Raw genomic sequence first — 14,269 nt, 5'->3', positions numbered from 1 at the left:
GGGTCAGACCTTCCGCCGAACGCCCGGGTTAAGCCGGATCACGCCACCACCGCCTCGTCCACCTGCCCGGAGCGCAGGCGCACGGTGCGGTCGCAGAGCCGGGCGAGGCCGGGATCGTGGGTGACGAGGACGAGGGTGGCGCCGCGGTCACGCTTGAGGGCGAAGAGAAGATCCACGATCTGCCGGCCCGTGGCCTCGTCGAGGTTGCCGGTGGGTTCGTCGGCCACCAGGATCGCCGGGTCGGGCGCGATGGCGCGGGCGATGGCCACGCGCTGCTGCTCGCCGCCCGAAAGCTGAGCCGGGTAATGGTGCAGCCGGTGACCGAGGCCGACCGCCTCCAACTCGGCCCGCGCCCGCTCGTGCGCACCCGGCTTGTCGGCCAGTTCGAGGGGAAGCGCGACGTTCTCCAGGGCGGTCATGGTCGGGACGAGATGGAAGGCCTGGAACACGATGCCGATGCGCCGGCCGCGGAACCGCGCCAGGGCATCCTCGTCGAGCGCTCCGAGATCGGTGCCCTCCACATGGATCGCTCCGGATTCCGGCCGCTCCAGGCCCGCCATCACCATCAGCAGGGTCGACTTGCCCGAGCCGGAGGGGCCGACAAGGCCGACCGCCTCGCCGCGGGCCACATCGAGGGAGATGCCGCGCAGGACATGGACCCGCGCCGCCCCCCGGCCAAGGCTGAGATCGATCCGCGACAGGGCGATCGCGGGAGCGTCCACCTTGCCGGGCGTCACGGCAGGACCGATCTGTGTGGAACCATCGTCATGAACACCATAGGTCGAGGCTGTGCGGGAATGGGTCTGTGTCATACGTCACGCGACGAGGTCGATATGGTTCGTCCCGCCCCGCCACGCCAGCATTCCCGCCGGGCGGCACTGGTGATGGCACTCTTTGCCGCATTGGGCACGGGCATCGGGCACGCCGCCGGGCGTCCCCTTAACCTCGTGGCCTTCGGCGACAGCCTGACCGCAGGGTATCGCCTGCCCTCGGCCGCGGCTTTCCCCTCCGTGCTGGAACGCGAACTGAAGGCCAGGGGCCGTGAGGTCACCATCGCCAATGCCGGCGTCTCCGGCGACACCAGCACCGGGGGGCTCGACCGGCTCGACTGGTCGGTCCCCGACGGGACCGACGGGGTCATCCTCGAACTCGGTGCCAACGACATGCTGCGCGGCACCGACCCCGCCGTGACGAGAAAGGCCCTCGACACCATCGTCTCCCGGCTCAAGGCCCGTAACATCCCGGTCCTGCTCGCCGGCATGAAGGCGTCGACCAATCTCGGGCCGGACTACGTCGCGCGGTTCGACGCGATCTATCCCGATCTCGCCCGGCAACACGGCCTCGTCCTCTATCCGTTCTTCCTGGAGGGCATCCTCAACGACCGCCGCTTCAACCTCGAGGACGGGCTCCACCCCAACGTGAAGGGCGTCGAGACCATCGTCGCCGGCATCCTGCCCACGGTGGAGACCTTCCTCGACCAGCTCGGCACGGCGCAGAAGTAGACCGATGCCGCGCCTGTTCACCGCCCTGGAATGTCCCGACGACATCGCAGAGGCCCTGTCGCGCTATCAATGCGGCCTGCGCGGCGCGCGCTGGATCGAGCGCGGCGACCTCCACATCACCCTGCGTTTCCTCGGCGACGTGGACGATGAGGTGGCCGAGGCGTTCCATGCCGGCCTCGTTCAAGCCCGTCCGCGCCCGCCTCTCGACGTGACGCTGACCGGCCTCGACGCGTTCGGCGGAGACAAGCCGCGTGCGATCATCGCAGGCGTGAATGCCGGCCATGACCTGCTCGACCTGCAGGAGGAGCATGAGCGCATCGCCCGCGCCGCCGGCGCCGAACCGGAGCGACGCAAATTCACGCCCCACGTGACGCTCGCTCGCCTCAGCCGCCGCGACACCCAGGCACCGGACGTGGCGGTGTATCTCGCCGAGATGGGTTTGGTTCCGGCGCTGCGGTTTACCGCGACGCGGGTGGCCTTGTTCTCGGCGCGGGAATCACGGGGCGGCGGGCCGTATGTGGTCGAAGCGGCGTATCCGCTGGGGTGAGGGATACGCTCCGGCTCACAGCCGCCGCAGCGCCACGCTCTCGATCCTATGGCTCGCGCCCTTGGCCAGGATCAGGCTCGCGCGCTGGCGCGTCGGCAGGATGTTGTCGCGCAGGTTCGGCAGGTTGATCGTGGTCCAGAGGGTGTCGGCGATCTCGAGGGCCTCGGCCTCCGTCACCTCGGCGTATTTGCGGAAATACGAGAGCGGGTCGCGGAAGGCGGTCTGGCGCAGGCGCAGGAAGCGGTTGACGTACCAGCGGTGCAGGTCGTCCTCGTGCCCGTCGAGATAGATCGAGAAATCGAAGAAGTCGGAGACGAAGGGGATCGCGGTGCCATCGCGCGGCAGGCGCGCCGGCTGGAGGACGTTGAGCCCCTCGACGATGAGGATGTCGGGGGATTCCACCACCCGCTCCTCGCCCGCCACCACGTCGTAGACGAGGTGGGAATAGAGCGGCGCCGCCACGCTCTTCTTGCCGGCCTTGATGTCGGTGAGGAAGCGCAGGAGGGCGGCGGTGTCGTAGCTCTCCGGAAAGCCCTTGCGCTCCATCGCGCCCATGCGCTTCAGCTCGGCATTGGGCAGCAAGAAACCGTCGGTGGTGATGAGGTCGACCTTCGGCGTGTTCGGCCAGCGGGCGAGCAGCGCCTTGAGGACGCGGGCGGTGGTGGATTTGCCCACCGCCACCGAGCCGGCGACCCCGATGATGTAGGGGACCTTGGCCTCGCGCTCGGCCAGCAGGAAGCGCTGGGTCGCTTTGAACAGCCCTTGCGTCGCCGCGACGTAGAGGGAGAGCAGCCGCGACAACGGGAGATAGATCGCCACCACCTCCTCGATGGAGATCGGATCGTTGAGCGACTGCAGGCGGGTGACGTCGTCCCCCGTCAGCGTCAGCGGGGTGTCGGCGCGCAACTGCGCCCATTCCTCACGGGAAAACAGGCGGTAGGGCGACAGGCGCTCGGGGCCGATCCCCGTCACCGGGTCCTGGCCGAGGGCGGGATCGCGCTTGGACACGAAGGCGATGGGCCGTGACGGCTCGACGGTCACGTGTGCCTCCGGGCCGCTTTCTCGGCGATGCCGCTCTGGGCGGTGCGGCGCTCCAGTTCCGCCATCACCTCCGGCAGGCCGACGCCGCCGGCGCGCAGCAGCACGAGGAGATGGTAGAGCACGTCCGCCGCCTCGCTCACGAGCCCGTCACGATCGCCCTGCACGGCGGCGATGGCGGCCTCGACCGCTTCCTCGCCGAGCTTTTTGGCGGGCTTGGCCGGCCCGCCGGCCAGGAGCTTGGCCGTATAGGACTGGTCCGGCGGCGCGGCGGCACGGTCGGCGATGAGGGCGTCCAGGTCGCTCAGGGTGAAATCGGTCATGCGATCCTAGCTCTCGGCAGGCCGGACGATGCACGCTACGGCGGGGAGCCTGCGGCACGGGAAGGGATTGAGCAAGGGTCGGACCTCGGCGCCGCGATCCGTCACGGGTCGAGCCGCATGCGCAAGCCGGCCTTCGCCATATGCGCCTTGGCCTCGGCGACGGTGTGCTGGCCGAAATGGAAGATCGAGGCGGCCAGCACCGCGCTCGCACCACCGTCGCGCACTCCCGCCACGAGGTCGTCGAGGCCGCCCACGCCACCCGAGGCGATGACCGGCACCGAGACCGCGTCCGAGATCGCCCGCGTCAGGGCGATGTCGTAGCCCGAGCGCATCCCGTCCCGGTCCATGGAGGTGACGAGGAGTTCACCGGCACCGCGCGCCGCCACGGTCCGGGCGAAGTCGATGGCGTCGAGCCCGGTGGGCTTGCGCCCGCCATGGGTGAAGATCTGCCAGGCATCCGGCTCGCCCGGGGCGGAGGTCCGCTTGGCGTCGATGGCGACGACGATGCACTGGCTGCCGAACTTCAGGGCGCCGCGCTCCACGAAGGAAGGGTCGTTCACCGCCGCCGTGTTGATCGAGACCTTGTCGGCCCCGGCCAGCAGCAGGGTACGGATGTCCTCCACCGTGCGCACGCCGCCGCCCACGGTGAGCGGCATGAAGCAGGCCTCGGCCGTGCGGCTCACCACGTCGAGGAGGGTGCCGCGGGCCTCGTGGCTCGCGGTGATGTCGAGGAAGCAGAGTTCGTCGGCGCCGGCCGCGTCATAGGCCTTGGCCGCCTCCACCGGATCGCCGGCATCGCGCAGTTCCAGGAACTGCACGCCCTTGACGACGCGCCCGTCCTTCACGTCGAGGCAGGGAATGATTCGGGTCTTCAACATGGTGGACCTGTCACGCTTGCGGCCGAACCGGGTCGCACGCATCGGGCCATGCCCGTCCCTGCACCATTCCGTCAACTCGGCGACGGGGGCCGGCACCATTTTGCAGGGTCGTTCGCCGGAATTTGAAACCCGAACCGGGCGTCGGGGACTCTCAACCCTATCCCCACAGATCCGGCGTCGGCGGATGGATCAGACTGCCGTCGAAGCGCAGGGCCGGCTCGCGGTCCCGCGCCAGCAGCAACGGGCCGTCGAGGTCGACATAGTCGGCGTGGTGGGCGAGCAGCATGGCGGGCGCCATGGCCAGCGACGTGCCGACCATGCAGCCGATCATCAGCGACAGGCCCCGCGCCTTGGCCTCGTGCGCCAGCATCACCGCCTCGGTGAGGCCGCCGGCCTTGTCGAGCTTGATGTTGATGGCGTCGTAGCGGTCGGAGAGCGCGTCGAGGCCGGCCCGGTCGTGCAAGCTCTCGTCGGCGCAGATCGGGATTGGCCGGGCAATGCGGGCGAGCAACTCGTCCTCGCCGGCCGGGAGCGGCTGCTCGATGAGGCCGACCCCCGCCGCAACGCAGGCGGCCAGGTTCGCGTCGATGGTCTCCGCGCGCCACGCCTCGTTGGCGTCGACGATCAGGCGCGACTCCGGCGCGCCGCGACGCACGGCGGCGATGCGCTCGGGATCGCCCTCTCCGCCGAGCTTGACCTTGAGCAGGGGCCGGTGCGCCGCGCCGCGTGCCGCCTCCTCCATGCTCTCCGGTGTGCCGAGGCTCAGCGTGTAGGCGGTCGTGGCGACCTGCGGCGGGCTCAGGCCCGCGATCTCCCAGGCCGGGCGGCCGAGCTGCTTGGCCTCCAGATCGAGAAGGGCGCAATCGACGGCATTGCGCGCGGCCCCGGCCTTCATAAGCGTAAGCAGATCGGTGCGGGTGGCCCCCGCCGCGATCGCGTCGGCCTGTGCCAGGATCAAGGCGCAGACGCTCTCGGGGGATTCGCCGTAGCGGGGATAGGGCACGCATTCGCCCCGGCCCAGACGGCCGTCCGCGTCATCTTCGATGGTGGCGAGCACCACCACCGCTTCCGTGCGGCTGCCCCGCGCGATGGTGAAGGCCCCGGCGATGGGGAAGCGCTCCACCGCGACGGTGAGGCGGCGGGTCATGCCGCGCTTCCGGCGGGGAACTCCGCCAGCAGGCGGTCGATGATTCCGTCGACACCGAAACGGACCGGATCGGTGGTCGGCAACCCGTGCTCCCTGGTGAGATCCTGGAGCAGGGTACGGGCCTCGTCCTCCCCGAGCTTCTGCGTGTTCACGGCGATCCCCACCGGGCAGATGCCGGGATTGGTGAGGCTGCCGAGCTGGATCGTGAGGTCGATCACCTGCTGGATCGAGGGCAGCGGATGCGTCACGCCGCGCATGGCGGTGCGGCTCGGCTCGTGACAGACGACGAAGGCATCGGCCTGCGCACCGTGCAGCAGGCCGAGGCTGACGCCGGCAAAGGACGGATGGTAGAGCGAGCCCTGTCCCTCGATCAGGTCCCAATGGTCCGGGTCGGCCGCGGGAGCGATCCATTCCACGGCGCCGGAGATGAAGTCGGCCACCACCGCATCGATGGCGACGCCTCGGCCGGAGATGAAGACGCCGGTCTGGCCGGTGGCTCGGAAATCCGCATCGAGGCCGCGCTCGCGCATGCCGCGCTCCAGGGCGAGGACGGTGTATTTCTTCCCTACGGAGCAATCGGTGCCGACGCTCAGCAAGCGGCGTCCGGACCGCCGGACGCCCTTGCCGGTGTCGAAGGTCTCGGTGGTGTGACGAACGTCGTGCAACTGGCGGCCGTTCTTCTCGGCCGCCTCGGCGATCTCCGGCAGCGAGCCGAGGCGCACGTGAAGGCCGCTGGCGATGTCGAGCCCCGCATTCAGGGCGGCCACGACCTCCGAGACCCAATGCTTCGGGAGCACGCCGCCGGCATTGGCCACGCCGATGACCATGGTCCTGCAGCCCTTGGCCACGGCCTCGTCCAGAGTGAGGTCTGGGATGCCGAGATCGGCGGCGCAGCCGGGCAGGCGCAACTGGCCGACGCACCAGTCCGGCCGCCAGTCGGCGATGCCGTAGGCGGTCTTGGCCGCCAACGTATCGGGCACGTCGCCGAGGAACATCAGGTAGGGCGTTTCGATCTGCATCTCGCATTCACCCGTCGGACTGAGATGGGGGCCGGTTCGCTCCGTCTATGCGCGAAGGCGGCCTCGCTGCCAAATGCACGATCATGGCCAGGACGTCCGGGTGACTCTGACGGAATCGGCACTTGCGATCGGCTTCGTTGTCGGGTGTGGTCCCGGGCGAACAAAGGCTGAAGGGGAGACGGCCATGAAGATGTACGGCAACTGGCGCTCGGCCGCCGCCTTCCGGGTGCGCATCGCCCTCAACCTCAAGGGCCTCGCCTGCGAGGAGACCTTCATCGATCTCGATGCCGGCGACCAGTTCAAGCCGGAGTATCTTGCCATCAATCCGCAGGGCGCCGTCCCGGCCTTCTTCGACGGCGACGGCCCTCCCCTGACCCAATCGCTGGCGATCCTAGACTATCTCGAGGACATCCGTCCCGAGCCGGCCCTGCTGCCAAGCGATCCGAAAGCCCGGGCGCGTGCCCGCTCCCTGGCGCAGGTCGTCGCCTGCGACACCCATCCGCTCTATGTCCCACGGGTGCGCACCTACCTGATGTCGGCCTACGACATCCCGAAGGACGGCATGATGGGGTTCGTGCGGCACTGGTTCGAGACCGGGCTCAAGACGCTGGAGACCCGCCTCGCCCACGAGCCGGGCACCGGCCGCTACGCGCAGGGCGACGCGATCAGCCATGCGGACCTCTGTCTCGTGAGCCTCTGGGTCGGCACCGGCATCTTCGGCGTCGAGACCGCGCCGTATCCCACCGTGAAGCGGATCGCCGAGGATTGCCTGTCGCAGGAGGCGTTCGCCAGGGCGCATCCCCTGCGCCAGCCCGGCGCGCCCGCGTGAGAATATAGGCCGGGCTGCGCGGCCGAGGCTGCCGTTAAAAAAGATTTTGCCTATAATACCCGAGCGGACAAAAAGGCGGACGGCCTGCCGCTCAAGCTCAAGGGACGAGGGACGCATGGTACCGGGTGAAACCGTGGACAACCTCCACCGCATCGTGGTCGTCGGTGGAGGCGCGGCTGGGCTTCAGCTCGCCACCAAGCTCGGCGACACGCTGGGCCGGAAGGGCAAGGCGCACGTCACCCTCGTGGACAGGGCACGAACCCATATCTGGAAGCCGCTGCTGCACGAGGTCGCCGCGGGCAGCCTCGATGTGGGCCACCACGCCGTGGATTATCTCCACCACGCGCATCAGCATCATTTCCGCTATCGCATCGGCTCGATGACGGGGCTCGACCGGACCGCGCGCACGATCCAGCTCGCCGCGAGCCACGATGCCGAGGGTCGCGAGGTCACGCCCGTCCGCTCGATCCCCTACGATACGCTGGTCCTGGCGGTGGGCTCGACCACCAATGATTTCGGCACGCCGGGGGTGAAGGAGAACGCCATCGCCCTCGACACGCCGGACCAGGCGGTGCGGTTCCACCAGCGCCTCGTCAACGGCATGCTGCGGGCGCATACCCAGGTCGGGCCGGTACGCCCCGGCCAGCTCCACGTGACGGTGATCGGGGCCGGCGCCACCGGCACCGAACTCGCCGCGGAGCTCCATCGCACCACGCGGGACGTGGCCTCCACCGGCCTCGACAAGATCGACCCGGCCAAGGACCTGAAGATCACCCTCGTCGAGGCGGCGAGCCGGATCCTGCCGGCCGTCCCCGAGCGTCTTTCGGCGGAGGTGATGGCACTGCTGAACAAGATCGGCGTCGAGGTCCGCACCCAGGCTCGGGTGACGGAGGTCCGCGCGGACGGCGTCCAGCTCGCCGATGGCGGCTTCATCCCCTCCGAACTCGTGGTCTGGGCGGCCGGCGTGAAGGCGCCGCCGTTCCTGCAGGAGATCGGCGGCCTGGAGACGACGCGCAACAATCAACTCGTGGTGACACCCACGCTCCAGACCACGCGCGATCCCGACATCTTCGCCATGGGCGATTGCGCCTATCTGGTGGAGCAGGGCTCGGATACTCCGATCCCGCCGCGTGCGCAGGCGGCGCACCAGCAGGCGAGCCATCTCATCAAGCAGATCCCGATCAAGATGGCCGGGGAGCCCCTGAAGCCGTTCAAGTACCGCGATTTCGGTTCTCTCGTATCCCTCGGGGAATATTCCACGGTGGGCAACCTGATGGGCTTCATCCAGGGAAAGAACATGTTCATCGCCGGGCTGTTCGCGCGGATGATGTACTGGTCGCTCTACAAGATGCACGAGCGCGCCCTGCACGGCACGATCAAGACCGCCCTCGACGCCACGGCCCGCGCTTTGACGCGCCGCACGGAGCCGCGGGTGAAGCTCCATTGAACGACCGGATCGCCGGGGGCCGCGCCCCGCCCCCGGCAGGAACGTGACGAGATACCATCATGATCGACATCATTCAGGGCCTGCAGCAGCGCAATCCGACGCTCGGTTCCTACGTCCTCGTGCTGCGCTCGGATTCCCGCGCAAGAGATCCCTCCGACCCGGCGCGTCTCTGCGCCGAGGCGGAGGCCTGGATCGCCGAGAAGACCCCCGGCGCGCGGCTGTCCCAGGAGACCGTCCTGATCGCGCCCTATCCGGGTGGGATGCCCGCCGAGCGCAGCGTTTCGGTGATGGCCTTCAAGGACGCGATGCAACTCGCCGCCTTTGCCACGGCCTGGACGGCGGAGCCCGAACCGGACGACGAGCCGACGCCCGAAGCGGAGTGATGCCAGACCTCACTGATCCTGGCCTATGGATCTGGGAGACTCGGTGTGAGCCCGGCCGGAACGGTCAGGCGGCTTGCAGCATCCTGATCGTTCCAAGGGTGCCATCACGGATGACGACGAGGCGCTGGACCAACGGCGCGAGATCGGCCCCGTTGCGGCAAGCGGTTTCGATCTCGCGGCAGAGATCCGACAGACCGACGAAGCCGAGCAGACCGGCGGCCGACACCATGACGTGCGCGTCATAGGCCAGATCCGCCGGTTCGACGCCCGACAGATCGACGGCCTTCGGCGACGATCCGAACCGGTCGACGAGTTCATCGGCGAGCATCGACAGCAGGGCCGTCGCCCGCTCCGGCCCCACCATGTCCTTCAGCGAATCGTAGACCTCGCGATCGAGAATGGCCGGGGGGGCCGGCGCGTCGATCATGGCCGAAGGGCCGCTCCACCGGGCGATGGTCGCGTAGAGCGCATCGCGCTTGAACGGCTTGCCGACATGGTCGTCCATGCCGGCGGCCGTCAGCGAGGCGACCTTCTCCGGCAGAACGTTGGCGGTCATGGCGATGATCGGCACCGCGCAGGCGGGGGCAGGCAGGGCGCGGATCAGGCGCGTTGCGGCGAGACCGTCCATTCCGGGCATCTGGACGTCCATGAGGACGAGGTCGAAGGCAAGCGGTCCGCCCGCATTGGCCCGGACCGCGGCCACCGCCTGCTCACCGTTGCCCACCACGTCGACACTGTGACCGGCGAGTTCGAGGACCGCCCGAGCCAGCATCTGGTTCACCGGGACGTCTTCGGCGACGAGGATCCGCACCGGCCTCGGTGCCAGGGCATTCCTCTCGGCCGCCCTCCCCGCCCCGGCCTCAGCGGGGCAGCTCGCCGCCTCGGCGCGCGGCAGGGTGAGGGTGAACCAGAAGGTCGATCCTTCGCCGGGACGGCTCGTGACCCCGATCTCGCCATCCATCATCGAGACGAGGCGGCGGCAGATGGCGAGGCCGAGTCCGCTGCCGCCGAAGCGACGGCTGATGGAGGAATCGACCTGGCTGAAGCGCTGGAACAGATGGACCTGCTCCTCTTCCGAGATGCCGATCCCCGTATCCACCACCTCGAAGCGCAGGACGGGGCCGGCCGCTTCCTCGCCGCACTGGCTGACATCGAGGGTGACGGAACCGGACGGGGTGAACTTCACCGCATTGTTGAGCAGGTTGAGCAGGACCTGCCGGAGTCGGTTCGCATCCCCCAAGGCCCAGGGCGGCAACGCGGGATCAAGCCGCGAGAGGATGGTCACGGGGCTCTTCAGCGCGCTGCCGCGCACGATCTCCACGGTATTCTCGATGAGGTCGCACAACGGGAACGGCAGCAATTCCAAGGTGAACTGCCCCGCCTCGATCTTCGAGAAGTCGAGAACATCGTTGACGATGGTGAGGAGCGCAGCGCCCGCTCCGCGGATCAGTTCGAGGCGGTGCCTGTCGTCCGGCGTCCGGCTCGGTTCCTCCAGCAGGAGGTCTGCATAGCCGAGGATGCTGTTGAGGGGCGTGCGGATCTCGTGGCTCATAACGGCGAGGAACTCGCTTTTCGCAGCACTTGCCCCCTCGGCCCTGATTGTGGCCGCCTGCAGGGCGGCCTCCACCGTTTTACGCTCGGTGATGTCGAAATGCAGGCCGACCATACGATAGGGCGCGCCGGCCACGTCGTAGAGCACGCGGCCACAGGTCGAGATCCAGCGCTCCTCCGCCTCCACCAAAATGCGGTACTCGGCGACGTAGTTGGTCCGATTTCGGATCGCGTTGGCCGCTTCCTCACGGACCGCCGGCCTGTCATCGGCATGGACCAGCGGGATCCAGTCCCGAACGGGCATGGCCCGAGCACCCTCGCCGGGGAGGCCGAACAGGCCGACGGCTTTCGGGCTGAGGGTGATGATATCCGTCCACAGGTCGAGATACCAGGTGCCCGCATCGGCCGCTTCCTGGGCGATGCGCAGCAGATCGGTCGTCTCCTCCAACCGCTGGCGGGCGGTGATGATGTCGTCGATGTCGAGGGCGGTGCCGAGCCATTCGGCATCATCGGACGCCCGGTCGTCATGGGTCGGGATCGGGATCATCACGATCTTGTGCCAGCGGTAGACGCCGTCATGGCGGCGCAGGCGCCCCTCCACCGTGAAGGTCCGCCCCCGCTTACGGGCGTTTCGCCAGGCGGCTTCCATGCGTTCGGCATCGTCGGGATGATTGCGCGCCGTGCGCTGGACCCGCTCGGGACCGATATCGCCGTAGAAATCGGTGAAGGCAGGATTCACATAGGTCGCAGTCCCATCCGGCGGCCGCGTCGTCCAGATCAGGGCGGGCAGCGCCTCCGCGAGGGTGCGGTAGCGATCCTCGCTGCGCTGGAGCTCCTGTTCCGCGGCGCGGCGCTCGGTGATGTCGCGGGTGATCTCGGCATAGCCGACCACGGCCCCCTCTTCGTCGCGGATGGCATCGATGGCGACGCTGGCGAAGAATTGCGAGCCGTCGCGTCGGACCCGCCAGCACTCGAACTTGAGCCGCCCCTCATAGGCGGCGGTGGCGAGCGCGATTCGCGGCGCCCCGGCTTCGAGCCCCTCCGTCGTGTAGAAGCGCGAGACGTGGCGCCCGATAGCCTCCTGTGCGGAATAGCCGGTGATACGCTCGGCTCCGCTGTTCCAGTTGGCAACGTGGCCGGTCCGGTCGAGGGTGACGAAGGCGCAATCGCTCACGGCGTCCACGAGACGGCGGAACTGGCTTGTCCGCTCCCGCAGGGCGGCGTCGGAATTGCGGGCATCCGTGACGTCGATGGCGGTGCCGACGAGACCGACGGCCACACCCGCCACGTCGAGTTCGCAGATGCCGCGGACGACCATCGTTCGGACCTCCCCATTCGGTCGAACCATCCTCGCTTCGAAGGCGAAAGCACCCCTGCGCTCCTGCGCATCGGCGATGCTGGACTGAACCAGCTCACGGTCGTCGGGATGATGCAGATCGATAGCCTGCTCCAATGTCGGGGCGAAACTCGCGGGATCGAGCCCGGCGATCACGTAGATGCCGGTGGACCAGAAGGTCTGGCCATCGGCCAGCCGAACGCGCCAATGACCCACCCCGGCGACCTCCTCGGCCATGGCGAGCAAGTGATGCGCGCTGGCGAGGGCGTTCTGGCGATGCTGCAACTCTTGCCGCTGGTCGGCGATCGTCGCCTGTTGGGCCGCGCGTTCCTGGGCCTCGCCGATCAGCCTGACATGGACGTCGGCAAGGCGAAGATGGGCTGTGACGATGGCCGCGAGGTCGTGGAGCGCCGCGGCATCCTCCGCGTTGAACGCGCGTGTCGTGCTGGTCATGATACAGAACGAGCCGACGCGGAAACCCGATTCGAGGCAGAGCGGCACGCCGGCATAGAACACGACGGGGTCCGGACCGGTCACCAACGGGCTTCGGGCGAAGCGCGGATCGAGGCGCGCATCCGGCACCACGAGCATGTCCCCGCCGGCGATGGTGTGATGGCAGAACGATTGGAGGCGCGGCATCTCCTTCCGTCCGAGATCGCAGTCCGACTTGATCCACTGCCGGTCGGAATCGATGAGGGCGACGTAGGCCTTCTCGACCCCGAAGAGGCGTTTGGCCGTGCGTGACACCGCCTCGAAATGCTCTTCGGGGGGCGTATCGAGAATACCGAGGCCGTGAAGCGCGGCGACGCGCTCGGCTTCATGAGACGGCGTGATCAAGGATCGGGCCTCGTTGAACTGCAGTGGCAGCCTTGCGGAGCATCACCTGTGCCGGTCGCAAGGATAACGTTCAGTGTCTGGAATCAGATTTTTCGCACGCGCCCGCCACATTCTCGACGACGCACAGTATCATTTCTTCGCCGGCGAGACTTCGCTGACACCGTGATAGACGCAACCTGAGACTTCAGGCTGTCGATCGCTGTTGAAGCAACCAGCGAACACGTGCGGCCTCAAGCCCCCATAGCATACCGAGCATCATGTAAACGTGACGCCACTTCTCGATATCGATTTGAAACGCCTGAAGGAAGAACATCAGGAGGGCCGGAAACACGATCTGGGCGAGTCCCTGATAGGGCGATGGTTTGAGGCACAGACGAAAACCGACGAAGATGGATGTGAGGACAATAGAGACAAAAGCGAAACCTCCGAGCCATCCCCCATTCGCGAACCCGCCGATATACGAATTGTGCGGCTCCAGATCGAAGACCACACGCCATCTTAGAGGCCCGAAACCGAGAGGGCGATCGATGAGCATCGGGATGCCGCGGCGCTGATTGCCGAACCGCCCGGTCTCGCCTTCGTCATAATCCTTCGTGACCTGCGCCCGATCGGTGAACCGCTCGGAGACACCGTCCATCGACAGAAGGCCACCGATCAGGAGCGCGCCGACGAGCAGGGTGAGGGCCGACAATCGGGCGATCCGCCGCCGAACGGCCCGAGACGGAGAGGTTGCCCATGTGAGGCCGATCGTCAGGCCAATGCCGAGGAGGCACGCCCCCCAGGATCCGCGCGAGAACGAGAGAAAGACACAGGCCAGGAGGACGAGCAGTGCCGCCGCGGACAGGAACACCTGCCGCGTCTCCCCCACCAGCATCCTGCGGATGAGATACAGCACCGACAGGATCAGGAAGGATCCGAGCAGGTTGGGGTCCTGGAACACGCCCGAGGCGCGACCATCCATCTTGAACAGCACGTCTTCGCCGAGTACGTCGAAATAGCTGAAGATGCCGCAGATCGCAGCGAAGAGGGCTCCCGCGAGATAGGCCTTGAGGACGAAACCGACCCTGTCGGACGTCTCGTCCGAGAAGAACATCACGAAGAAGATCCCGGTCAATCCGAGATAGACGGCCTGATAGGTCCACTCGACCGAATTCGTCTCGTCGAGATAGGGGATCAGCGCGATGACGATGGCCGACAGGTAGATCAACAGAAGTGCGATGATGAGGATCGTCGCGCGGTAGAGCCTGATCCCCAGCAGGAACCACAACGCGATCGTCGGCAGGGCCAGAAAATCATAGGGCGACGGCTTCATGAAGGTGAAGCACGTAAAAAAGATGACCAGCGCCAACAGCGCGTAGCCGAGGGTGTGGAGCGGACCGGAAGAGACACGGCGAGAATCAGCCGACGTCAGAGCGACGCCAACCTCTTCTGC

General features: G+C 67.7%; 13 protein-coding genes. 5 read left to right on the top strand and 8 right to left on the bottom strand.

All coding sequences use genetic code 11. From position 1 onward, the window contains the following. Nucleotides 1-38: 38 nt before the first annotated feature. On the bottom strand, nucleotides 39-722 hold the full coding sequence (locus tag K368_RS0108700) for an ABC transporter ATP-binding protein (protein WP_036266856.1): 684 nt from the start codon (nucleotides 720-722) through the stop codon (nucleotides 39-41). Between the two features lie 162 nt (nucleotides 723-884). On the opposite strand from K368_RS0108700, the gene K368_RS0108695 reads away from it, so the two are divergent. Next, nucleotides 885-1,502, top strand: a complete 618-nt coding sequence (locus K368_RS0108695; RefSeq protein ID WP_051440026.1) for an arylesterase — start codon at nucleotides 885-887, stop codon at nucleotides 1,500-1,502. Between the two features lie 4 nt (nucleotides 1,503-1,506). Next, nucleotides 1,507-2,049: an RNA 2',3'-cyclic phosphodiesterase gene (thpR, locus tag K368_RS0108690; protein ID WP_027172046.1), complete on the top strand. Its 543-nt coding sequence runs from the start codon at nucleotides 1,507-1,509 to the stop codon at nucleotides 2,047-2,049. A 15-nt stretch (nucleotides 2,050-2,064) separates the two neighbouring features. Here the strand turns inward: thpR and coaA are convergent, their stop codons facing one another. The 5 genes from coaA to dgcN form a co-directional block, all read right to left on the bottom strand. Further along, nucleotides 2,065-3,057, bottom strand: coding sequence for a type I pantothenate kinase (coaA, locus tag K368_RS0108685; protein ID WP_027172045.1), 993 nt, complete (start codon nucleotides 3,055-3,057; stop codon nucleotides 2,065-2,067). A gap of 29 nt (nucleotides 3,058-3,086) precedes the next feature. After that, nucleotides 3,087-3,410, bottom strand: coding sequence for a phosphoribosyl-ATP diphosphatase (locus K368_RS0108680; protein WP_027172044.1), 324 nt, complete (start codon nucleotides 3,408-3,410; stop codon nucleotides 3,087-3,089). A gap of 101 nt (nucleotides 3,411-3,511) precedes the next feature. After that, nucleotides 3,512-4,288 carry an imidazole glycerol phosphate synthase subunit HisF gene (hisF, locus tag K368_RS0108675; RefSeq protein ID WP_027172043.1) on the bottom strand — a complete coding sequence of 259 codons (777 nt, stop codon included), beginning with the start codon at nucleotides 4,286-4,288 and terminating at the stop codon, nucleotides 3,512-3,514. A gap of 157 nt (nucleotides 4,289-4,445) precedes the next feature. After that, on the bottom strand, nucleotides 4,446-5,435 hold the full coding sequence (dgcA, locus tag K368_RS0108670) for an N-acetyl-D-Glu racemase DgcA (RefSeq protein ID WP_027172042.1): 990 nt from the start codon (nucleotides 5,433-5,435) through the stop codon (nucleotides 4,446-4,448). Next, on the bottom strand, nucleotides 5,432-6,454 hold the full coding sequence (gene dgcN, locus K368_RS0108665) for an N-acetyltransferase DgcN (RefSeq protein ID WP_027172041.1): 1,023 nt from the start codon (nucleotides 6,452-6,454) through the stop codon (nucleotides 5,432-5,434). Before dgcN ends, dgcA begins: the two co-directional genes overlap by 4 nt. A 184-nt stretch (nucleotides 6,455-6,638) precedes the next feature. Here dgcN and maiA point away from each other — a divergent pair, with 184 nt between their 5' ends. From maiA to K368_RS0108650, 3 genes are all read left to right on the top strand, one after another. After that, nucleotides 6,639-7,283 (top strand): maleylacetoacetate isomerase, encoded by a 645-nt coding sequence (gene maiA / locus K368_RS0108660; RefSeq protein ID WP_027172040.1) that lies wholly within the window; start codon nucleotides 6,639-6,641, stop codon nucleotides 7,281-7,283. A gap of 115 nt (nucleotides 7,284-7,398) precedes the next feature. Continuing rightward, the gene (locus K368_RS0108655; protein WP_027172039.1) at nucleotides 7,399-8,730 is read left to right on the top strand and encodes an NAD(P)/FAD-dependent oxidoreductase; all 1,332 of its coding nucleotides are present in this window, start codon (nucleotides 7,399-7,401) and stop codon (nucleotides 8,728-8,730) included. A gap of 59 nt (nucleotides 8,731-8,789) precedes the next feature. Then, nucleotides 8,790-9,113 (top strand): hypothetical protein, encoded by a 324-nt coding sequence (locus tag K368_RS0108650; protein ID WP_027172038.1) that lies wholly within the window; start codon nucleotides 8,790-8,792, stop codon nucleotides 9,111-9,113. 64 nt (nucleotides 9,114-9,177) lie between these two features. Here the strand turns inward: K368_RS0108650 and K368_RS0108645 are convergent, their stop codons facing one another. Further along, nucleotides 9,178-12,837 (bottom strand): PAS domain S-box protein, encoded by a 3,660-nt coding sequence (locus tag K368_RS0108645; RefSeq protein ID WP_027172037.1) that lies wholly within the window; start codon nucleotides 12,835-12,837, stop codon nucleotides 9,178-9,180. Between the two features lie 184 nt (nucleotides 12,838-13,021). Further along, nucleotides 13,022-14,149 carry an O-antigen ligase family protein gene (locus K368_RS0108640; protein ID WP_245259540.1) on the bottom strand — a complete coding sequence of 376 codons (1,128 nt, stop codon included), beginning with the start codon at nucleotides 14,147-14,149 and terminating at the stop codon, nucleotides 13,022-13,024. Between the last annotated feature and the right edge of the window lie 120 nt (nucleotides 14,150-14,269).

It is taken from the genome of Methylobacterium sp. 10 (genome assembly GCF_000519085.1).
GTDB lineage: Bacteria > Pseudomonadota > Alphaproteobacteria > Rhizobiales > Beijerinckiaceae > Methylobacterium.
The sequence above is the reverse complement of the archived record's forward strand: the minus strand, read 5'-3'. Positions and strand labels throughout refer to the sequence as shown.

What these genes read in the sequence shown, in the direction of transcription:
- K368_RS0108695 (WP_051440026.1), top strand. Translation starts at nt 885, where the DNA reads ATGGCACTCTTTGCCGCATTGGGCACGGGCATCGGGCACGCCGCCGGG.
- thpR (WP_027172046.1), top strand. Translation starts at nt 1,507, where the DNA reads ATGCCGCGCCTGTTCACCGCCCTGGAATGTCCCGACGACATCGCAGAG.
- dgcA (WP_027172042.1), bottom strand. Translation starts at nt 5,435, where the DNA reads ATGACCCGCCGCCTCACCGTCGCGGTGGAGCGCTTCCCCATCGCCGGG.
- K368_RS0108655 (WP_027172039.1), top strand. Translation starts at nt 7,399, where the DNA reads ATGGTACCGGGTGAAACCGTGGACAACCTCCACCGCATCGTGGTCGTC.
- maiA (WP_027172040.1), top strand. Translation starts at nt 6,639, where the DNA reads ATGAAGATGTACGGCAACTGGCGCTCGGCCGCCGCCTTCCGGGTGCGC.
- K368_RS0108650 (WP_027172038.1), top strand. Translation starts at nt 8,790, where the DNA reads ATGATCGACATCATTCAGGGCCTGCAGCAGCGCAATCCGACGCTCGGT.
- hisF (WP_027172043.1), bottom strand. Translation starts at nt 4,288, where the DNA reads ATGTTGAAGACCCGAATCATTCCCTGCCTCGACGTGAAGGACGGGCGC.
- K368_RS0108640 (WP_245259540.1), bottom strand. Translation starts at nt 14,149, where the DNA reads ATGAAGCCGTCGCCCTATGATTTTCTGGCCCTGCCGACGATCGCGTTG.
- dgcN (WP_027172041.1), bottom strand. Translation starts at nt 6,454, where the DNA reads ATGCAGATCGAAACGCCCTACCTGATGTTCCTCGGCGACGTGCCCGAT.
- K368_RS0108680 (WP_027172044.1), bottom strand. Translation starts at nt 3,410, where the DNA reads ATGACCGATTTCACCCTGAGCGACCTGGACGCCCTCATCGCCGACCGT.